This window comes from Brevundimonas vesicularis NBRC 12165, from assembly GCF_001592205.1.
Classification (GTDB): domain Bacteria; phylum Pseudomonadota; class Alphaproteobacteria; order Caulobacterales; family Caulobacteraceae; genus Brevundimonas; species Brevundimonas vesicularis.
Genome location: NZ_BCWM01000008.1, coordinates 87385 through 107151 on the forward strand (window position 1 = coordinate 87385; position 19767 = coordinate 107151).

At 65.0% G+C, this 19767-nt stretch carries 23 protein-coding genes; 5 read left to right on the forward strand and 18 right to left on the reverse strand.

All coding sequences use genetic code 11. The annotated features are described in order from the left end of the window. Positions 1 to 3: 3 nt before the first annotated feature. Genes BVE01S_RS08020 through BVE01S_RS08030 form a run of 3 tightly spaced genes read left to right on the forward strand, consistent with a single transcriptional unit; the run spans position 4 to position 2274 of the window. Positions 4 to 531, forward strand: a complete 528-nt coding sequence (locus BVE01S_RS08020; RefSeq protein ID WP_066626355.1) for a GNAT family N-acetyltransferase — start codon at positions 4 to 6, stop codon at positions 529 to 531. Between the two features lie 20 nt (positions 532 to 551). Continuing rightward, complete coding sequence (locus BVE01S_RS08025) at positions 552 to 1730, forward strand: vWA domain-containing protein (RefSeq protein WP_066626356.1); 1179 nt, start codon at positions 552 to 554, stop codon at positions 1728 to 1730. A 46-nt stretch (positions 1731 to 1776) separates the two neighbouring features. Then, the gene (locus BVE01S_RS08030; RefSeq protein WP_066626357.1) at positions 1777 to 2274 is read left to right on the forward strand and encodes a hypothetical protein; all 498 of its coding nucleotides are present in this window, start codon (positions 1777 to 1779) and stop codon (positions 2272 to 2274) included. Positions 2275 to 2340: 66 nt separating this feature from the next. Here the strand turns inward: BVE01S_RS08030 and BVE01S_RS08035 are convergent, their stop codons facing one another. The 3 genes from BVE01S_RS08035 to BVE01S_RS08045 form a co-directional block, all read right to left on the reverse strand. Continuing rightward, a complete protein-coding gene (locus BVE01S_RS08035) occupies positions 2341 to 2520 on the reverse strand; it encodes a CsbD family protein (protein WP_055803844.1) in 180 nt (59 codons plus the stop codon). Positions 2521 to 2604: 84 nt separating this feature from the next. Next, a complete protein-coding gene (locus BVE01S_RS08040; RefSeq protein WP_066552285.1) occupies positions 2605 to 3048 on the reverse strand; it encodes an NUDIX domain-containing protein in 444 nt (147 codons plus the stop codon). Between the two features lie 14 nt (positions 3049 to 3062). Continuing rightward, complete coding sequence (locus BVE01S_RS08045; RefSeq protein WP_244878370.1) at positions 3063 to 4025, reverse strand: histidine kinase dimerization/phosphoacceptor domain -containing protein; 963 nt, start codon at positions 4023 to 4025, stop codon at positions 3063 to 3065. On the opposite strand from BVE01S_RS08045, the gene BVE01S_RS17275 reads away from it, so the two are divergent. Continuing rightward, positions 3927 to 4148 (forward strand): hypothetical protein, encoded by a 222-nt coding sequence (locus BVE01S_RS17275; RefSeq protein WP_240612118.1) that lies wholly within the window; start codon positions 3927 to 3929, stop codon positions 4146 to 4148. The genes BVE01S_RS08045 and BVE01S_RS17275 overlap by 99 nt on opposite strands. Here BVE01S_RS17275 and BVE01S_RS08050 read toward each other — a convergent pair. From BVE01S_RS08050 to BVE01S_RS08105, 12 genes are all read right to left on the reverse strand, one after another. Beyond that, positions 4103 to 4525 carry a response regulator gene (locus BVE01S_RS08050; protein ID WP_231868686.1) on the reverse strand — a complete coding sequence of 141 codons (423 nt, stop codon included), beginning with the start codon at positions 4523 to 4525 and terminating at the stop codon, positions 4103 to 4105. The genes BVE01S_RS17275 and BVE01S_RS08050 overlap by 46 nt on opposite strands. Further along, positions 4522 to 6048, reverse strand: a complete 1527-nt coding sequence (locus BVE01S_RS08055) for a sensor histidine kinase (RefSeq protein WP_066626360.1) — start codon at positions 6046 to 6048, stop codon at positions 4522 to 4524. The genes BVE01S_RS08050 and BVE01S_RS08055 overlap by 4 nt, the downstream gene beginning before the upstream one ends. A gap of 62 nt (positions 6049 to 6110) precedes the next feature. Continuing rightward, positions 6111 to 8210, reverse strand: a complete 2100-nt coding sequence (gene flhA, locus BVE01S_RS08060) for a flagellar biosynthesis protein FlhA (RefSeq protein WP_066626363.1) — start codon at positions 8208 to 8210, stop codon at positions 6111 to 6113. A gap of 10 nt (positions 8211 to 8220) precedes the next feature. Further along, on the reverse strand, positions 8221 to 9126 hold the full coding sequence (bla, locus tag BVE01S_RS08065) for a class A beta-lactamase (RefSeq protein WP_066626365.1): 906 nt from the start codon (positions 9124 to 9126) through the stop codon (positions 8221 to 8223). A gap of 4 nt (positions 9127 to 9130) precedes the next feature. Then, positions 9131 to 10543: a sigma-54-dependent transcriptional regulator FlbD gene (gene flbD / locus BVE01S_RS08070; RefSeq protein WP_066626369.1), complete on the reverse strand. Its 1413-nt coding sequence runs from the start codon at positions 10541 to 10543 to the stop codon at positions 9131 to 9133. Between the two features lie 36 nt (positions 10544 to 10579). Beyond that, the gene (fliN, locus tag BVE01S_RS08075) at positions 10580 to 10912 is read right to left on the reverse strand and encodes a flagellar motor switch protein FliN (RefSeq protein ID WP_066626371.1); all 333 of its coding nucleotides are present in this window, start codon (positions 10910 to 10912) and stop codon (positions 10580 to 10582) included. After that, on the reverse strand, positions 10912 to 11574 hold the full coding sequence (locus BVE01S_RS08080; protein ID WP_066626373.1) for a FliH/SctL family protein: 663 nt from the start codon (positions 11572 to 11574) through the stop codon (positions 10912 to 10914). The genes fliN and BVE01S_RS08080 overlap by 1 nt, the downstream gene beginning before the upstream one ends. Position 11575: 1 nt before the next feature. After that, positions 11576 to 12610, reverse strand: coding sequence for a flagellar motor switch protein FliG (gene fliG / locus BVE01S_RS08085; RefSeq protein WP_066626378.1), 1035 nt, complete (start codon positions 12608 to 12610; stop codon positions 11576 to 11578). Beyond that, the gene (fliF, locus tag BVE01S_RS08090) at positions 12610 to 14250 is read right to left on the reverse strand and encodes a flagellar basal-body MS-ring/collar protein FliF (RefSeq protein ID WP_066626380.1); all 1641 of its coding nucleotides are present in this window, start codon (positions 14248 to 14250) and stop codon (positions 12610 to 12612) included. The genes fliG and fliF overlap by 1 nt, the downstream gene beginning before the upstream one ends. An 88-nt stretch (positions 14251 to 14338) precedes the next feature. Beyond that, entirely contained in the window at positions 14339 to 15364 is a 1026-nt protein-coding gene (locus tag BVE01S_RS08095; protein WP_066626382.1) for an alpha/beta fold hydrolase, read from the reverse strand. Between the two features lie 16 nt (positions 15365 to 15380). Then, the gene (locus BVE01S_RS08100) at positions 15381 to 16022 is read right to left on the reverse strand and encodes a uracil-DNA glycosylase family protein (protein ID WP_066626384.1); all 642 of its coding nucleotides are present in this window, start codon (positions 16020 to 16022) and stop codon (positions 15381 to 15383) included. Continuing rightward, positions 16012 to 16314 (reverse strand): DUF3253 domain-containing protein, encoded by a 303-nt coding sequence (locus BVE01S_RS08105; RefSeq protein WP_017504494.1) that lies wholly within the window; start codon positions 16312 to 16314, stop codon positions 16012 to 16014. Before BVE01S_RS08105 ends, BVE01S_RS08100 begins: the two co-directional genes overlap by 11 nt. 47 nt (positions 16315 to 16361) lie before the next feature. Between BVE01S_RS08105 and BVE01S_RS08110 the strand changes: the two genes are divergently transcribed. Then, a complete protein-coding gene (locus BVE01S_RS08110) occupies positions 16362 to 16796 on the forward strand; it encodes a PaaI family thioesterase (protein ID WP_017504495.1) in 435 nt (144 codons plus the stop codon). Here BVE01S_RS08110 and BVE01S_RS08115 read toward each other — a convergent pair. The 3 genes from BVE01S_RS08115 to BVE01S_RS08125 form a co-directional block, all read right to left on the reverse strand. Beyond that, entirely contained in the window at positions 16780 to 17418 is a 639-nt protein-coding gene (locus BVE01S_RS08115) for a YoaK family protein (RefSeq protein WP_066626386.1), read from the reverse strand. The two genes, BVE01S_RS08110 and BVE01S_RS08115, sit on opposite strands and share 17 nt — an antisense overlap. Positions 17419 to 17434: 16 nt before the next feature. Continuing rightward, positions 17435 to 18709, reverse strand: coding sequence for a NupC/NupG family nucleoside CNT transporter (locus BVE01S_RS08120; RefSeq protein ID WP_066626388.1), 1275 nt, complete (start codon positions 18707 to 18709; stop codon positions 17435 to 17437). A 133-nt stretch (positions 18710 to 18842) separates the two neighbouring features. Further along, complete coding sequence (locus tag BVE01S_RS08125) at positions 18843 to 19721, reverse strand: branched-chain amino acid aminotransferase (protein ID WP_066626390.1); 879 nt, start codon at positions 19719 to 19721, stop codon at positions 18843 to 18845. Between the last annotated feature and the right edge of the window lie 46 nt (positions 19722 to 19767).

The window sequence follows — 19767 nt, forward strand, 5'->3', positions numbered from 1 at the left end:
ATCATGACCGAGATCGTGATCCGCCCTGCCCGCCCCGAAGACGCCGCCGCCTTGGGCGCCCTGGGCCGTCAGACCTTTATCGACACCTTCGTCGAGGGGTTCGGCATCCCCTATCCCGAGGCGGACCTGAACGCGTTTCTGGACGCCAGTTTCGATCTGGAACCGACGCTAAAGAAGTTGGCGGAGCCCGACTGCGCCTGGTGGGTGGCGGACCGCGACGGCGAGTTGCTGGCCTTCGCCAATGCGGGTCCCAATGGCCTGCCCCACCCCGAGGCCAGACCGTCGCACATGGAACTGCGCCGGCTCTACGTGTCCAAGGCGGCGCAAGGTCTGGGGCTGGGAACCAAACTGCTGAAGCTGTCTATGGACTGGATGCAAACCCACACGGACGGGCCGCTGTGGATCGGTGTCTGGAGCGGCAACGACAAGGCCCAGCGCCTCTACGCCGCCTACGGCTTCGAAAAAGCCGGAGAATATGACTATCCCGTCGGCGCCTGGCGCGACCGCGAGTTCATCTTGCGGCGCGGCTGATCCCGGTTCACACCCCTCTTATGCTCCTGCCCTTCTTTACCGCGCTGCGCGACGCCAAGGTTCCGGTGTCGATGAAGGAATGGCTCCATCTGATGGAGGCCATGGATCGCGACGTGGCCGGACGCGAGGTCGAGGCTTTTTATCACCTGTCGCGCGCGGTGCTGATCAAGGACGAGAAACACTATGACCGGTTCGATCAGGTGTTTGGAACGGTGTTCAAGGGCGTCGAGTCCGTCGGAACGGGCGAAGACCTGACCACCGACATTCCCGAGGACTGGCTGCGGCTGCTGAACGAAAAATATCTGACCGACGAGGAAAAGGCCCAGATCGAGGCGCTGGGTGGGTTCGACAAGCTGATGGAGACGCTGAAGAAGCGTCTGGAAGAGCAGAAGGAGCGACACTCGGGCGGCTCGAAATGGATCGGCACGGGCGGGACCAGCCCCTTCGGACACGGCGGCTATAACCCCGAAGGCGTTCGCATCGGCGGTCCGGGCAAGCATGGCCGGGCGGTCAAGGTCTGGGAAAAACGCGAGTTCAAGAACCTGGACGACACGGTTGAACTGGGCACCCGCAATATCAAGGTGGCGCTACGTCGTCTGCGCCGTTTCGTCCGACAGGGGGCGCCCGACGAACTGGATATCGACGGCACCATCGACGGCACGGCGCGTCAGGGCTGGCTGGACATCCAGATGCGGCCCGAGCGGCGCAATACGATCAAGGTGCTGCTGTTCCTCGACATCGGCGGGTCGATGGACGGTCACATCAAGCTGGTTGAGGAGCTGTTCTCGGCGGCCAAGACCGAGTTCAAGAACCTGGAGTTCTTCTACTTCCACAACTGCCTCTACGAAGGCGTCTGGAAGGACAATCGCCGCCGCCACACGGAGCGTATCCCGACGTGGGATCTGCTTCACAAATACCCCGGCGACTGGCGCGCCATCTTCGTCGGCGATGCGACGATGAGCCCCTATGAGATCACCATGCCTGGCGGCTCCGTCGAGCACTGGAACGAGGAGGCCGGCGCCGTATGGATGAAGCGGGCGCGCCAGCAGTGGGAGAAGTCGGTCTGGCTCAATCCCGTTCAGGAGCGGTACTGGGATTACACTGCCTCCGTCGGCCTGTTGCGCGAGGTCATGGAGCAGCGGATGTTCCCCCTGACGCTCGAAGGCCTCGACAAGGCGATGCGCGCCCTGACAAGGTAGGGGAGATGTTCGGGCGACCGCCTGCAACTTCACGAAGGGTCCGACCATGATCGCCGCCGCCTTCGCCTTGCTGATCCTCCAACAAGCTGCGCCGACGGTCGTGTGGGATGCGCCCGCGCCGGAGGCGGTCGATGAAACGCCGGCGCCGCCGATCGAGCACAATGTGCCTGCCTGGGGCCTGGCCGATCCCTTTGGCTTCGAGCGCGCACGGTGCAGCCCGCTGGTGCGAGGCCAGAAGTCCATGGCCGAGTGTCAGACCGAGGTGCGCGAACAACTGGGCATCGCCATGGGGTCAAACCTGCCTGAGGCCCTGCGTCCCAGCGGAATGGCCGGCGACTGCCAGATGATCCGGGCCAGCGCCGCAGGCTCGGACTATGCGGTCCAGTGCGGCCCGCAGTCTCGCACGGCGGCCGCGCCCTCGAGCCTGCGAGAAATGGATTGTCGTCCGCGTCCGGTCGAGGGCGGGTTCAGCTCTGAGTGCCGCCCGGTCGATGGAGCCGACAAGAAGGGGCTGTCGCTGACCCTGTGGGGCGACAAGGATTGATCGAAAAGAAAAGCGCCGCCCGCTTTCGCGGACGGCGCTTCGCATCTTCGCGCATTCTAGGGAAGCTTAGGCCTTGTCGCGCAGGCTGTCCTTGACGCCGCCGACAGTATTCTGGACCTTGCCTTCGACCTGATCGGCCTTGCCTTCGGCCTGCATCTTGGTGTCGCCGGTCACCTTGCCGACGCCTTCTTTAATCTTGCCACCGATGTTCTTGGCGGCGCCTTCGATACGGTCATGGTCAGCCATGGAAATCTCCTAATTTTCATCGCCGCGACGTAACGTTGCGGTTCGAAAAATAAACGACTTCGCTAATGGCCTGTTCCGTAAGGCTTAGCTTGGACGACGTAGCCAGACGGCGACAGCCCAGGCGTGAGAATCGTGACGCAAGCGCGAGATGGCGAAGGTCGGATCCAGCCACACCAGCGTGTGATCGTCCTCACATTTTGCATCGGGATTTTCGGCCGCCACAGTCGCCGTCCAGAAGCCGCCGACATTGTTCACCGGCTCGCGCGTCGAACGCACGAAGTACTGGCTGGCCTCGGCGATGCGGTTCAGCGGCGCGACCGTCAAGCCGGTTTCCTCGACGAATTCGCGGATCAGCGCCTGAACCTCGGTCTCTTCCAGATCCAAGCCGCCGCCGGGAAGATCGAAATAGGGGCCGGCCTCGCGTTCGACGCGCACACAGGCGATCAGGCCGTCGCGCTCGACGATGCCGAACGCGGTGGCGCGGTGACGATAATCCGAAGCGGGTTTGCGAACGCCGAACTGCAGCATGATGAAAACCGACCCTAGAGGTCGAACGACAACCTAGCGCGCACACCCTTGTGGGCGCCGTCGAACTCGACCGCCGACCGCAGGCCAGACGCCATGGCGGAAATGATCTTGCCGCCCAGACCCGTGCCCTTTGGCGTTCCATCGCCCATGCCGGGACCATCGTCCTCGACCGTCAGCATCACGCGATGGTCCGTCTCGCGGCGCAGATGGATGCGAATCTCGCCGCCCTGTCCCGGCGCATAGGCGTATTTGACCGCGTTGGTGACCAGTTCGGTGACGATGACGCCGATGGAGACGGCCTGATCGGTCGTGACCGACAGGGGTTCGGCGTCCAACGTCAGTTTGGGCGATCCTTCGTCTGGCCCGATGGACTTGGACAGTTCGTCCATCAGCCCGACCAGATATTCGTCCATCGCCACGTGGCTCATGTCGCCGGACGTGTAGAGGCGGCGGTGAACATGGGCGACGGCCTCGATGCGCGCCTGCGATTCGCGCAGCGCGTCCTTGGCGCCCTGATCGGTGACGTGGCGCATCTGCAACGACATGAAGCTGGACACCAGCTGCAGCGAGTTGCCGACGCGGTGGTTCACCTCACGCAGCATCGCCTCGGCCCGATCGCGCGCTCGGCGGATTTCTTCCTGCGCCAGTTCGTTCTCGCGCTCCAGCCGACGGCGCGACAGGGCGTCCTCGAGCGCCGAGCGCAACAGGGAGGTGAAATCCTCCGAGACGTCCTTGATCACGTAGTCCGCCGCGCCCGCTCGAAGGGCGGCGACGGCGATCCGCCCATCCTGCGCACCCGTCACATAGACGACGGGGGGCGGCGCCGTCAGGGCCAGAATGTCCGGCAGGACGTCCAGCCCGTCTCGCGTCGGCATATAATGGTCCAGCGCGCAGACGTCGAACTCGTCCTGCTGCAACAGATCCAGCCCCGCATCGCCGTCGGGCGCGCAGGTGACGGCGTAGCCGTGACGCCCCAGTTCCTTCTCGACCAGTCGGGACAGACCCCGATCATCGTCGATGTAGAGCAGGCGGATGGGCTGGGACGCGTCGATCGTCAGATCTCCGGCGCCTGGATCACCGACAGGAACAGACCCAACTGACGGATGGCGCCGGCGAAGGATTCATAATCCACCGGCTTGGTGATGTAGACGTTGCAGCCCAGGTCGTAGCAACGCTGGATTTCGACCTTGTCGTCCGTGGTCGTCAGCACCACGACCGGAGCCCGCTTCAGACGGTCGTTGGCCTTCACCTTTTCCAGAATGTCCGTACCCGACATATCGGGCAGGTTGAGGTCGAGCAGGATCAGGAGCGGGCCATTGGCGAGGATTTCGTCGCTGAACAGATAGTCGAGCGCCGCACCGCCCTCATCGAAATGCTTGATCTCGTTGTTGATGTTGGCCCGGCGGATGTTCTTTTCGATCAGCTTGGCGTGGCCGTGGTCGTCTTCGACCATGATGATTTTGACGGGTTGCGTCACAGCGCGCCTCCGGGTTCAGACAGGATCAGTCGTTTGGGGAATTTCAGCAGGAAAGTCGAGCCTTTGCCCAGTTCGGACTCGACGTCGATGGTCCCGCCCAGGCGGCGCACGCTGTTTCTAACGAACGCCAGCCCCAGACCTTCGCCGGAACGGTCCTGTTTTCCCGAGCGGCGGAACAGCTCGAAGATCCGCTCATGGTCACGCGGGGCGATGCCCCGGCCGTTGTCGGCGACCCGGTAGACGACCCAGCCGCCCGGCACGTCTTCGCCCGACACGACAATTTCGCCTGGCCGGTCGTGATCCAGATATTTGACGGCGTTGTCGATCAGGTTGCCGACGATCTGCTCCATCGAAATACGGTCGCTTTCGATTTCGGGCAGCGACTGCACATCGATGCGGGCGCCCGAGGCTTCGGTCTGGTGATGGACGCTGTTGGCGATGTTCTGAGCCATCGTCGTCATGTCCAGCGGTTCTGGAAGCAGGTTGCGGCGACCTTCGCGCGACAGCTTCAGGATGGCGTTGATCAGCCGGTCCATCTTCTCGGTCGAGGCGCGGATGAAGCCGATCGCCTCAGGCATTTCCTCGCGGACGGCTGTGACGATCTCGGGATCGACCACGCGCGTCTTTTCCGCTTCGTAGATCGCCTTGTCGACGATCTTGCCCGCCTGCTCCAGTTCGGAGGTGTAGCCCATCACGTTGACCAGCGGCGCGCGCAGGTCGTGGCTGACGATATAGGCGAAGCGTTGGATTTCCTCGTTCGCGCGCATCAGGTCGCCGGTGCGCTCGCGGACCTTGTCTTCCAGGCTGGCGTTGGCGGCGTCCAGGGTCGCGCGGGCGGACTGGATCTCGGCCACGTAACGCCGCACCAGCCAGGCCGAGAGCAGAGCCAGAACGAGAACCAGAAGCCCCGCGATGGCGTTCATCGTGACGGTCAGGAAGCCAAAACGCTCCGAGGCCCGACGTCGACTGTCGATCCTGTCGGACTTCAGCTTGTCGAACCTCTCGATGGCGGCTCGGAGTTCGTCCATATACTGTTTGCCTTCGCCAGACCGCACGGCCTGGATCGACTGCCCGATCCGACCCTGCCGCGCCAAGGCGACGGTGCGCTCCATCTCGTCCCATTTCCTGTCACCCAGACGGTGAATGGGTTCGACGGTGTCTTTCAGCGTCGGATCGAGGGCTGCGCCCTCATCCAGAAACGCCAGAGCGGGCTCCATGTCGGCCCTGGAGTCACGATAGGGCTGTAGAAAATCGCTTCGCCCCGTCAGCAGAAAACCGCGTTGCGACGTTTCAGCGTTCAGGCTCGCAATGAGAACCGTGCGTGCGGCGCGCCGCATCTGCTGAGCATGCTCGATGGTCTTGTTCAACGCGACGGTGCGCTGGATCATCACGAAGGTCGTCGCATTGACCACGATCAGCAATCCGAACGCCAGGATCAGCATGGCCGAGATCGACCGGGCCAACGACGGCGTACGCATGAAGTCGCGCAGGCGCGACCATTGGGATCGGGGGTTCGGACTCATGACGGCGGAGCTTTAGCGGGGTGCGTCGCCGCGTCAAACGTCAAACTGCCAAGTCGGCGGGATCAGACCTGGCCGAGGGTCCGCAACCGGGCCTTGGGGTGGATCTCGTTCTGGCTCATCACGACGGTCTGGCCGCGGAAGCGTTCGATGATCGAGCGCACATAGGGCCGCGTCATCGGCCCGGTCAGCAGCACCGGATTTTCGCCCGTCATGGCGATCCGCTCGAAGGTGTCGCGAACGGCGCGGATGAAGTCCTGAAGGCGCGACGGCGCCATCGCCAGCTGCTTGTCCTCGCCATTGCCGATCAGGCTTTCGGCGAAGGCGTTTTCCCATTCCGGCGACAGGGTGACGATGGGCAAGGCACCCTCGCCGTCCTTGTTCTGCCAGCACAGTTGGCGGCCCAGGCGCGCACGAACGTGTTCGACCAGGGTGGTGACGCTGGAACTGTGCGGCGCAGCCTCGGCAAGGCCTTCCAGAATGGCCGGCAGGTCGCGAATCGACACCTTCTCACGCAGAAGCGATTGCAACACCCGCTGCAGCGTCGTGACGGTGACCACGCTGGGCACCAGTTCTTCGACCAGCTTCTTTTCTTCGGCGCCCAGTTCCTTCAGCAGCTTCTGCACCTCCGCGTAGGACAGCAGATCGGCCATATTGTCTTTCAGGATCTCGGTCAGATGGGTCGTCAGGACCGTCGACGGATCGACCAGCGTATAGCCCCGGAACGTCGCCTCCTCGCGCAGACCTTCCTCGATCCAGGTCGCCGGCAGGCCGAAGGCCGGTTCGCGCATATGCTCGCCCGGAAGCTCGACCTGGCTCCCCGCCGGATCCATCGCCATCAGGTGGCCCAGCCGCACTTCGCCCGCGCCCGTCTCCATCTCCTTGATGCGGATGGCGTAACCCTGGGTCGGCAGGCGCATGTTGTCGAGGATGCGCACCTGGGGAATGACGAAACCGTATTCCTGGGCCAGCGACCGCCGCAGAGCGCGAATCTGATCGGTCAGGCGCCGCCCTTCAAGGTCGTTGATCAGGCTGAGAAGCGAATAGCCCAGTTCGATCTTCACCTCGTCGATGGTGAGCACATTGGCGATGGGCTCTTCGACGTCCTCCTTGGGCTTTGCGGCCGCTGCCGCCGCCGCGATCTCCGCCTCTGTTGGCTGAGGCTTCAAGCGATTGCGGCCCAGCCGCCAGGCCATGAAGCCCGAGCCGATGGCCAGGGCCGCGAACGGGATCAGCGGCATACCCGGGATCAGACCGATCAGACCGGCGGCGCCCGACACCACGCCCAGCGATACCGGATTGGTCGCCAGCTGGGTGACCATGGCCTTGTCCGCCGTGCCTTCGACGCCCGCCTTGGACACCAGGAAGCCGGCGGCGATCGAGATGATGATGGCCGGCACCTGCGTCACCAGACCATCGCCGATGGTCAGCTGGACATAGGTGTTGGCGGCCTCCATCGCGGGCATGCCGTGTTGCAGCGTGCCGATCAGTATGCCGCCGATGGCGTTGATGAAGGTGATGATCAGACCCGCGACGGCGTCGCCGCGCACGAACTTGGAGGCGCCGTCCATGGCGCCGAAGAAGGTTGATTCCTGCTCCAGCTCCTTGCGGCGCAGCTTGGCCTGGTCCTCGGTGATCAGGCCCGACGACAGATCGGCGTCGATGGCCATCTGCTTGCCCGGCATGGAGTCCAGGGTGAAGCGGGCGGACACTTCCGCGATCCGGGTCGAGCCCTTGGTGATGACGACGAAGTTCACCACCAGAATGATCGCAAAGATGATCACCCCGATGATGAAGTTGCCGCCCATCATCAGCTGACCGAAGGCGTTGATGACTTGACCCGCCGCATCGTGGCCTTCCTGGCCGTGGGTCAGGATCAGACGCGTGGAGGCCAGGTTCAGGCCCAGCCGGAACAGGGTCGAGACCAGCAACACGGTCGGGAAGATGGCGAAATCCAGCGGCCGTTTCATCATCACAGCGGTCATCAGGATCAGCACGCTGGACACCAGCGAGAAGGCCAGCAGCAGATCCAGCAGGAACTTGGGCACCGGCAGGATCAGCAGCATGATCACGCCGATCACGCCGACCGCCATCAGCACTTCGCCGCGGTTGACCCAGCCCAGGACGTCGCGACCCGTCGGGCGCGCCATGCCGTCCTTCATCATCACCGGCGTATCAGTCACGGCCCAACGCCTTCAGCGCGCGACGCGTCGCCTCGGCGATCACGACCGCATTGGCGTCGTCCGATGTCGCCCGGGTGGCGTGGTAATAGGCGGCGACGATCACAGGTTGGCCGTTCGGCGGATACAGCAGGCCGATGTCATTGGTCGGCCCATAGCCCCCCGTCCCCGTCTTGTGCGCCACCCGCCAATCCGCTGGCGTCCCAGCCCTAAGACGATTCTGACCCGTGGGCGTATCGGTCATCCACTGCAGCAACAGGGCGCGCGACGCCGCCGTCAGAGGCGAGGCCGGATCGAGGAAAAGACGGTTGAGATTGGCGACCGACTGGTTGGGAAGGATCGTATCCTTATCGCCGTCCAGACGATTCATCTCGGGTTCGAAACGGTCCGAGCGGGTGCTGCCGTCGCCGATGCCGCGATAGAAGGTCTGCATCGCCGACGGGCCGCCCATGGCCTTCAGCAGCAGATTGGCGGCGGGGTTGTCGCTGACCTCCACCGCGCCCTTCATCAACTGCTCGACCGTCAGGCTGGCGCCAACGGCGGGCTCGGTCACCGGAGCGTGGTTGATCATGTCCGCCGCCGTGATGGGGATGCGGCGATCCAGTCGCTCCTGCCCGGCCTGCACCCGCAACAAGCTCGCGGCGGCCAGATACATCTTGAAGGTCGAGCAATAGACGAAGCGTTCGTCGCCGCGCCAAACCAGCTTACGGCCCGTCGCCGCGTCCTGAGCGACGAAGCCGAGACGGCCGCCATTGCGCGCTTCCAGGTCGGCCAGGTCAATAGCCTCGTCTGACAGACGGGCGGGCGCGACAGGGTGTGATTCCGCGCGCGGCGAACAGCCGACCGCGCTCAAGGCGGCCAGCCCCGTCAGGACGCATCGGCGCTGCACGGGTGCGCGCATGGGTTCAGGCCGCGTAGCCCGAGGCGGAGACGCCGCTCATCGGCGCCGGAATGGCCGTGCCCTCATCGGCGTATTCGTTCAACTTGTTGCGCAGAGTGCGGATCGAGATGCCCAGGATGTTGGCCGCATGGGTGCGATTGCCCAGGCAGTGGGTCAGGGTGTCCAGGATCAGCGTCTTTTCCATCGCCGCCACGGTCTGGCCCACGAAGCTGCGGGTCACGGCGTCGGCTGCCTGGGCGGCGCGGGCGGCCACCCCGGCTTGCGGCGCCGCATAGGCCTGTCCCGCCATCATGCCCGCGCCCATGCCGCCCAGCGGCTGACCGTCCGGCAGGCGGATGGCGTCGACGTCGATCTCAGGGCCGGTCGCCAGCAGCACCGCGCGGTGCATGGCGTTTTCCAGCTCGCGGACGTTGCCTGGCCAGCGATGGGCCGAAATGGCCTGACGCGCGGCGGCCGAGATCGGACGCACCGGCACGCCGTTGGCGGCGGCGTATTTCTTGATGAAATGGTCGGCCAGAACCACGATGTCGCCGGGCCGCTCGCGCAAGGACGGCAGGCGCAGGTTCACCACGTTCAGGCGATACAGCAGGTCCTCACGGAAGGTGGCTTCCGCCACGGCCTTGGCCAGATCGCGGTTCGAGGTGGCGATGATGCGGATGTTGACCGAAACCGGCTTGGAGCCGCCCACGCGGTCGATGACGCGCTCCTGGATGGCGCGCAGCAGCTTGGCCTGGAGCCGGGCGTCCATCTCGGAGATTTCGTCCAGCAGAAGCGTGCCGCCGTCGGCCTCTTCGAACTTGCCGATGCGGCGCGCGACCGCGCCGGTGAAGGCGCCCTTCTCGTGGCCGAACAGTTCGGACTCCAGCAGATTGTCGGGAATGGCGGCGCAGTTGACGCTGATGAACGGGCGCTCGGACCGGCGCGAATGCTCGTGCAGATAGCGCGCCATCACCTCCTTGCCGACGCCGCTTTCGCCGGTGATCAGGATCGAGGCTTCCGAGCGCGCGACCTGGTCGGCCAGTTGCAGCACCGCCTTCATCGACGGGTCGGCCGAGATCATCGGCTTTTCGTCGTCGGCCACGGCCGACAGGACGGCAGCGATCAGTTCGGCGTCGGGCGGCAGCGGAATGAATTCCTTGGCGCCGGCCTTGATGGCTGCGGCCGCCTCTCGCGCATCGGCGTCGACGCCGAAGGCCACGACCGGAATGGTGATCCGCTCGGCCTCGTTGGCGGCGATCAGGGCGGCGATGTCCAGCTGATAGTCGACCATCAGCAGGTCCGCGCCCTGCCCCCGGCGCAGTTGTTCGGTCGCCTGGTCGGCGCGCTCGACGTGATTGACCTTGGCGCCGTGCGCCATGGCCATCTTCACCGCCGAAGCGAGCTGGCCGCTCAGTCTGCCTACCACCAGAAGACGCATCGTTCTTCTCCTCTAATCTTTAAAGCCGGTCGCCAATCAGGCGCCCGAATCCTCGGCCTTGATGATTTCCGTCATGGTCACGCCTAGCCGGTCCTCGACCACGACGACTTCGCCGCGTGCGATCAGCCGATTGTTGACGAAGATGTCGATCGCCTCGCCGACCTTACGGTCCAGCTCCAGCACCGAACCCTTGTTCAGCTTCAGCAGTTGGGCCACCGACATGTGCGACTTGCCCAGCACAGCGGAAATGTTGACCGGCACCTCGAACACGGTGGCCAGATCGGCGGCGCTCTTTTCGCCGGCGTCATCGAGGGGCGGGAGGCCCGAATTGCCGGAGAACTCCTCCAGCGCTAGGTCGTCGGATGCCATCAGAGCATGCTCCTGTCGACGGGAAGGGTTTCGGCGTGTCCGGCTTCGGCGGCGAGGGCGGCCATCAGGGCCTCCGCAACGCGATCAGCCGAGCCTTGAGGATCGTGGTCGGCTCGCCCGTCCGCCCATTCAAGCTGGAACGCGGCCAAGGCCATGCCCGGCTCGTCACGGAACGCCACAACACCGGTGAAGCCGCTATCCGCACAAGCGCGCTCGATCATCGATCGCACGTCTTCATCCAGCCCCGAGGTCCGAACGACCAGACGGGGCGAGGCGTCGATTTCCTGAGCCAGCATCTCAAGCGCGGCCTTCAGCGGCGCCTGGGGGAAACGCTCCATCGCAGCCCCGCCAATGGCGCGAGCGGCGGCCAGAGCCAGGTCGGCCGATTGTTCGCGATGCGCTTGAGCCACGGCCTTGAGCGTCGGCATGGCCGACGCAACCAACTGAGCGAGGCTGCTGAGAGCCATGGCGCGGATGTTCTCCACCTCGCCCAAGGCCTGCTCCCGGGCCTCAAGCCGCCCTTGCGCCACCAAGGCCTCGACCTCGGCCGGCAAATACGAGCGTTTGGCCGGTGTCCACGCGCTCTCGCGAACCACCGAGCCGTCGGCATCGAACTCGGTGTCGAAGGCGAACAGGCGCCGGATTTCGGGGGACTGGGTCATGTCAGTAGATCAACTCGTCGTCCGAACCCTGCCCCGCCAGCATGATCTCGCCCTTGGCGGCCAGATCCTTGGCGACCTGGACCATGGCCATCTGGGCGGCGTCCACGTCCTTCAGACGCACCGGACCCATCGACTCCATGTCTTCGCGCATGATCTTGGACGCGCGTTCGGACATGTTGGAGAAGAACATCTCGCGCAGCCCTTCCGACGCGCCCTTCATCGCAAGACCCAGCGAATCCTTGTCCACGGCGCGCAGCAAGGTCTGCACCCCGCCCGGATCCAGCTTGGACAGATCTTCGAAGACGAACATCAGGGCGCGGATGCGTTCGGCCGATTCACGATTGCGCTCTTCCAGTGCGCCGATGAAGCGGGCCTCGGTCTGGCGATCGAAGCTGTTGAAGATGTCGGCCATCATTTCGTGGCTGTCGCGCTTGGAGGTCCTTGCCAGGTTCGACATGAACTCGGTGCGCAGCGTCGCCTCGATCTTGTCCAGGATCTCGCGCTGCACAGGCTCCATGCGCAGCATCCGCTGCACGCATTCCAGAGCGAAGTCTTCGGGCAGGCTGGTCAGGACACGGGCGGCGTGGTCCGAACGGACCTTGGACAGGATGACGGCGACGGTCTGGGGATATTCGTTCTTCAGATAGTTGGCGAGGACGGCCTCGTTCACATTGCCCAACTTGTCCCACATGGTGCGCCCAGCCGGACCCCGGATTTCCTCCATCAGGCCGTCGACGCGCTCCTTGGGCAGGAAGGCGGCCAGCAGCTTCTGCGTCTGTTCATAGCTGCCCATGACCGAGCCGGAGCCCGACAGGCCCGACACGAACTCGATCATCAGGGCCTCGACGGCCTCGGCGCTGACGTTGCCGAGCGTCGCCATGGCCTGGGAGATTTCCTTGACCTCGTCGTCGTCCAGCCGCTCCCACAGGGCGGTATGCTCCTCGCCCAGCGCCAGCAGGATGACGGCGGCCTTCTCCGGTCCCGACAGCTTGTTGGGATCGTCGATCGAGGCTTTCTTGTTGACCAGCTTCGCCATCAGCCTTCGGCCACCCAGGTCCGCAGGATGCCGGCCGCGTCATCGGGATGCGACTGAACGAAGTCGGCGACCTTCTTGACCGACGACGCCTTCACCTGACCCTCGATGCGGGCGATGTCGATCTTCTGTTCCATCTCGCTGGGCGCCGGCAGCTGAACCAGCTGAGGCTGGCCGTCCGGGCCGATCACCGTGGTCGCCACGGTCGTGACCGGCACGCCGTTGACGCCCGCCAGCGCCGGCAGATTGGCCCCGCCGCCCGCTGCCGTCTTCAGCAGAGGACGCAGCACGAAGAAGATCAGCAGCAGGGCGACGACCGTCAGAATGCCCAGCTCGACGAAACGCATGATGTCGTTCTTGGAGAAGTCCAGCAGCGACGACTTGCCGTCCAGACCGCCCTCGATGCCGGTGTCGTGGTTGAAGCGGACGTTGATGACCTCGATCTTATCGCCGCGCGTCTCGTCGATGCCGGCGGCGGCCGCGACCAGCGACTTGATCTGGGCGATCTCCTCGGCCGTGCGCGGCGCATAGGTCGGCTCGCCCTTGCCGTCCTTGGCCGGCGTCCACTTGCCGTCGACCGCGACGGCGACGGCCAGCTTCTTGACCTCGCCCGGCTCCTTGGTCGTGGTCGTGGTGGTCTTGGAGATTTCGTAGTTGGTCGTCTCGGCGTTTTCCGAGTTGGTCGAACCGGCCGGCGTCGCGCCGGGCGCAGCCCCGCCGGGGATATTGTTCGTCGCGGTCACGCCGCCGTCGGGCTGGGCGCTGTTGTCTGCGGATTGCGAGCCGTTGGTCGTGGTCGATCGGACGACCTGACCATCGGGGTCGAACTTCTCTTCCTGCGTCGTAGCGCGACTTTGGTCGATGTCGGCCGTGACCTGAACACGGGCGGCGCCGGCGCCGACGACGCCTTCGACGATGTCCTTGATGCGCGCTTGAAGCTGGCTCTCGGTATTGCCCTTGGCCTCGGCGGCGGACGCGGAGGTGAAGGTTCCGTCGTCGCTGCCGGCCGCCAGGGTGCGGTTCGTCTGGTCCGCCACGGTGACGCGGTCGGGCTTCAGGTTCGGCACGGATGAGGCCACCAGGTTGCGGATCGCCCGCACTTGGTCGCTGGTCAGGTCACGCCCGCCCAGGCCCACCAGAACGGCGGCGGTCGGTTCGCCGGCGGCCGAGGTGAACATCTCGCGTCGCGGCATGGTGATGTGGACGCGGGCGGCTGTGATGCCGCGCATGGACATTATGGTGCGCGACAGTTCGCCCTGCAGGGCGCGCTGTTCGTTCAACTGCTGCTGGAACTCGGTCTGGCCTAGCACCGACTGGCTGTCGAACAGCTCGTAACCGACCGATCCGGATGTAACCAAACCCTTGCCCGCGACCAGCATCCGCGCCGTGCCGACCTCGTCGCGGTTGACCATGATGGTCGAGCCGTCGCCCTTGGAGGAATATTTGATGCCGGCCTGATCCAGGGCGGCGCTGATCTCGCTGGCCTCGCGCAGATCCAAGTTGGAATAGAGGAGCGCGTCGGGCGCTTGGCCCATGCGCAGCATGATGGCGACCAGCACGGCGGCCACGCCTGCGGCGACGCCGAGGACCGCAGCCAGACGGCCGATCCCGAACTTCTGCAACGCCGCTGTGAAGCCGCCCACGCGTCCCCGCCCCCTACTCGCGGGAGACACGAACGCCCCGCTAGGCAGAAAATGCCGCCTGGATGGTAAACGTCGCGTTAAGACCCGCTTAAGGGCGAGCCCCGTCCGCCTGAAGCTGCGGCAAAACCGCCGGCGCACCCGACGGCAAGGGGGCTTTCGGATCTCTCAACCACGAGGCGACGTCGCGATATACGATCTCGGCGTCCAGATCGCGGTTCAGCAGATGCCAGCCGTTCGGATACCATGCGGTCCGCAGCGTCCCGCCCTCCCGCTCGGCCCGCTCCAGAGCTGCCTTCATCGGTCCCTTCTTCACCACCTCGTCGTGGGCGCCGTACATCAGGATGGCGTCGCCCCGAATGCGGCCCAGGCTGCGCGACGAGGCCTCCATCAGATCGACCAGCCCATAGACGGTGTCGAACCGGGTCGCGAGGATGCTCATCGGATCGCGCCCGTTGCGGATCAGCTCCAACGTATTCGAAGAGGCGTGGATGTCGCGCGTGATGAACTCCGGCGGCTCCAGCGCCACGTCGCCCAGCGCTCGAGCTGCGATGTTCAGCGCCGTGCTGTTCAACGGTCCTTGCGTCGACCAGCCCCATACGCCGGGCGCCAGCAGCACGATCCGGTCCGCATCCGGCGGATTGTCGGAGCCGAAGGCCGCCGCCGTCACCGACCCGCCCATGCTCTCGCCCACCACAGCGATGACGGCATTGGGATAGCGGGCCCGCGCCATCGCGGTGATCTCGCGCAGATCATCGGTCATCCGCTGCTGCCCGGCCCATTCGCCCCGCCCCGGCGCCCCGCCGAAGCCGCGCTGATCGTAGGACCAGGTCTCGATCCCCTGCTCGGCCCACCAGGGGCCGGCCAGACGGAAGCTGGCGTCGTGATCGTTCATGCCGTGCAGGGCCACGATCACCGCCCAAGGCGCCCCATCCTTTGGCCCCCAGTGCAGATACGGCAGGCGCGCCCCGTCCGACATGACTAGGGCGCGATCCTCGACATGGGCGCCGACAAAGCCCGGCGGCGGCTTCAAAGGCGGCTGGATATGAGGTGCGGCGCAGGCCGACAGAACGAGCGCGGCGGCCAGCGGCATAAGTCTGGAGGCGATCAAGGCCATGTGTCCCAAGCAGCGCTCACGATACCACCGGCAAGTCCTTCTCGCTGGAGCGAACGGCCGCCGGATTTGCTGAAGTCAGAATGCGCCGAACGCGTTCCCGCAGATGGGGAAGCACCTCCGCCTCAAACCACGGATTCTTCTTCAGCCAGGCCGTATTGCGCCAAGACGGATGCGGCAGCACCAGCAGATCCGGCGCATACTCCCGCCACGCTCGAACCGTTTCGGTCATGGTCCGCTTGGCCTTATCGCCTAGCGCCCATGCCTGGGCATAGCCGCCGACCAGCAGGGTCAGCTCCATCTGCGGCAGGGCGTCCAGCAACTGCGGTCGCCACAGTTCCGCACAGCGTGTCGGCGGCGGATAGTCGCCGCCTTTCGGCGCGGTGCCCGGATAGCAAAAGGCCTGGGCCGCCACCCCGATGCGCGGGTCGGCGTAGAAGGTCTCATAGTCCACGCCCATCCAATCACGAAGACGATCGCCCGAGGGATCCGTGAACGGCAGGCCGCTCTCGTGGACGCGTCGTCCCGGCGCCTGGCCGCAGATCAGCAGCCGCGTTTCGGGAAAGACCCGCACCACCGGGCGCGGCGTGTGCGGCAGGACGCCCGCGCAGGCGCGGCAGGCGCGGATGTCGTTCAGGATATCCTGGAGATCAGTCGTCATCGCCCTCGACGACCGGCGGACGGCGGCTCAGCGCCAGGGCCGTTTCTTCCTCGGTCGCCTGGCGCAGGCGCGTGACGCCGCGGAAATTATCCGGATCGACCGCCTTGCCCTTCTTGGTGATGGTCAGCTTGCCTTGGCGCATCAGGCCCAAAGCGGTCGCGCGGACCTTGGGCAGCATGCGCTGCCACTGCTCGGGCTGTAGCTCTTTGGCCACTTCCGCCGGCTCAATGCTCTTGCCGGGCTCAAGCGCGGCGATTTTGTTCAGGATTGCGGTTTCGATCGGGTCGCTCATTGCGCCTATATGCTGCAACGCACGCCCATAAGTAAGGCCGAGTCTGCATGCCCAAGAAAATCACCATCACCGAGGGCGAGTTCGCCGGCTGGCAGACCTATGATCTGCACGACACCTTCGACACTGTCGTCGGCCCCTTTTACGGCAAGCCCGACCCGGACGGCCACATGCGCTGCGCCTTCCGCGCCGAGCAGAAGCACATGAACGCCGGCGGCCGGATGCACGGCGGTTGCCTGATGACCTTCGCCGACATCGCCATGTTCCAGATCGCTTATCAGGAGATGGAAGGCGCCTCGGGCGTCACGGTCCAGCTGGACTCCACCTTCATCGACGGCGGATATGTCGGCGAACTGATCGAAGCCACCGGCCAGGTCACCAAGGCCGGCAAGAGCCTGATCTTCGTGCGAGGTCAGATCAATACCGGCGAGCGCCTGCTGATGACCTTCTCCGGCGTCATCCGCAAGTTCACGCCGCGCGGCTGAAGCGCGCGATCACCGAGAGCGTCACGGCCAGTCCCGCAGCCGGCCATAACGCCGCCAACCCCAGCCATTGATAGGTCAGAGCGCCTAGGACCGCCCCTACCGTCAATCCGGCCCACAGGGCGAGATAGGGACGATAGGCGGTACGGTCGCGCCCGGTCGCAGCGGCGGCCAAGGCTTGCCCGAGCTTGACCAGAGTGCCGGTCATATAGGTCAAGCTGACGCCGACCTCTCCATTTCGCAGGAAGACCGAGTTCTCCGCCCCCATTGCCGCGACCATCAGCAGGATGGCCAGCGGCGTCAGACCGAACGCCGCGGCCAAGGCCGCGCAGGCCAGCAACAGTCCTTCGAACAATAAAACGCGGCTGCGTGACCGCGCGCCCTCACCCCCGGCGATCAGCGCCCCGAGGAACGACCCAAGCACGAAGACCGCGAGAATGGCGGCCAGATGCCCAACGGCCAGCCAGTGTCCAGAAGCCAGGTTGGCGGCCAGCCGCGTGGAGTTGCCGCTCATGAACGACACGAAGACGCCGCCAAGCTGCAGGAAGCCCAGACTGTCCACATAGCCCGCAAGACCCGCCAGCAGCAGCGCCAGTCCACGGTCCAGCGGGGCAAGCGCGCGCATCGGATCTAGGCCCGCCTTAGAGCCCGAACACCGCCGCCGGCATCGCGCCGACGATGGCCGCGGTCATCAAGGTGGCCAGGAAGCCGGCGAAGAGGCCCTTCCAGACCATGCCCAGCACCTCCTCGCGGCGTTCTGGCATCAGGACCGACAGGCCGGTGACGGTGATGCCGACCGAGCCGATGTTGGCGAAGCCGCACAGGGCGTAGGTCATCAGCATCCGCGTGCGCTCGGTCATCTCGGCGGCCGGCACCTTGCCCAGGTCGATGAAGGCGACGAACTCGGTCAGGGTCAGTTTGACGCCCAGCAGCCAGCCGGCGACGTCGGCGTCCTTCCACTCCACCCCGATCAACCAGGCGACCGGCGCGAAGATCCATCCCAGCATCCGCTCAACGGTCAGGGGCGCATCGAACACGACGAACCCGCCCAGCATGACGTTGACCAGGGCGACCAAGGCCACGAACACGATCAGCACGGCCGAGATATTCAGCACGACCATCAGGCCGTCGGACGTCCCTTTGACGATGGCGTCGATAGCGCTGTCGTATTTCAGGGCCGAGTCATAGTCGGCGACGGCGCCGCCCATCCCTTCTTTCTCGGGGATGATGATCCGCGCCAGCAGCACGCCGGCCGGCGCCGAAACGATCGAGGCCACCAGCACGTGGCCTGCCGCATTGGGCAGCACCGGCGACAGGATCGTCGCATATGCCACCATGGTCGAACCGGCGACCGTCGCCAGGCCCACCACCATCATCAGGAAGATCTCGGACCGCGTCAGCTTGTCCAGATAGGCGCGGATCACGATCGGGCTCTCGATCATGCCCAGGAAGATGTTGGCCGCGACCGCCAGGGCCGAGGCGCCGCCCAGACCCATCGTCTTCTGGAACAGGAAGCCGAAGCCCAGCGTGATCCACTTCAGGATCTTCCAATGCCAAAGCAGGGCCGACAGGGCGGAAATCACCAGGATCAGCGGCAGAACCTGGAAGGCGAAGGTGAAAAGCGCGCCCTGGTTCGAGACCGTATAGGGCTGGTCCCCGCCGGCCAGATAGCCGAAGACGAACTTGGTCCCCTCGGTCGTGGCGACCGCCAGACCGTCCACTGCGCCCGTCACCGCCGCCAGCACCGCCTGCGAACCCGGAATGGCGAACAGGGCGAGCACCAGCCCCGCCTGCACCAGGATCGCGCCGATCGTCAGCCGCCAGGGGAAGGCCTTGCGGTTTTCCGAGATCGCCCAGCAAACCGCGACGATGACGACCAGACCCAGAAGGCTCTGGAGGTTCAGGAGGCTGAACATGAAAAACGATCCCCGCACTCGGCGCGCCTGCCGGTCTGTATTCGCTTCAAGGACAAAGTGACGCGGCTGGCAAGCGAAACGAAAAAGGGCGGCCCCTTAAGGGACCGCCCTCATCCTGTCGTCGCGCCTCGGCTTACAGTTGGCCGCGCACCAGCTTGCCGTAGTGATCCATCAGATCCAGCGACAGCGCGCCGGGAGTGAATCGATATTCACCCACCTCGGCGACCGGGGTCACCTCGACGGCCGTGCCGGTCAGGAAGCATTCGGTGAAGTCCGAAAGCTCATCCGGCTTGATCTCACGCACCACGACCTCAATGCCCTTTTCGCGGGCGATCTCGATCACGGTCTGGCGGGTGATGCCGTCCAGAATGTGCTCGACGTTCGGGGTGTGGATAACGCCGTCCTTGACGAAGAAGACGTTGGCGCCGGTCGCCTCGGCGACATAGCCGCGCCAGTCCAGCATCAGGGCGTCGGCAAAACCGCGACGCTCGGCGGCGTTCTTGGACATGGTGCAGATCATGTACAGACCCGCCGCCTTGGCCGTCGTCGGGGCCGTCGCCGGATCGGGGCGACGCCACTTGGACCATTCCAGACGCAGGCCGCGGGCCTTGACCTCGGGGTCGAAATAGCTGGGCCAGTCCCACACGGCGATGGCCAAGTGCACCTTGTTGTTCAAGGCCGAAACGCTGGTCTGTTCCGGGCCGAGGTAGGCGACGGGACGCACATAGCAGTCCGTCAGACCGTTCTTGGCGCAGGTTTCCTTACAGAAGGCGTCGATTTCAGCGACGCTGTAGGGTATCTCGAAATCGAGCAGGTTGGCGGACCGCTTCAGGCGCTCGGAATGTTGCGTCAGCTTGAAGATTTCGCCGCCGTACATACGCTCACCCTCAAAGACCGACGAGCCGTAGTGAAGGGCATGGGTCAGAACGTGCGTTTTCGCTTCCCTCCACGGGACGAAATCGCCATTCACCCAGATGAAGCCGTCACGATCGTCGAAAGGAACGAAGGCCATTGAAATACGTCTCCCGCGAAACTGACGGTCTTAGAGCCGCACGAAT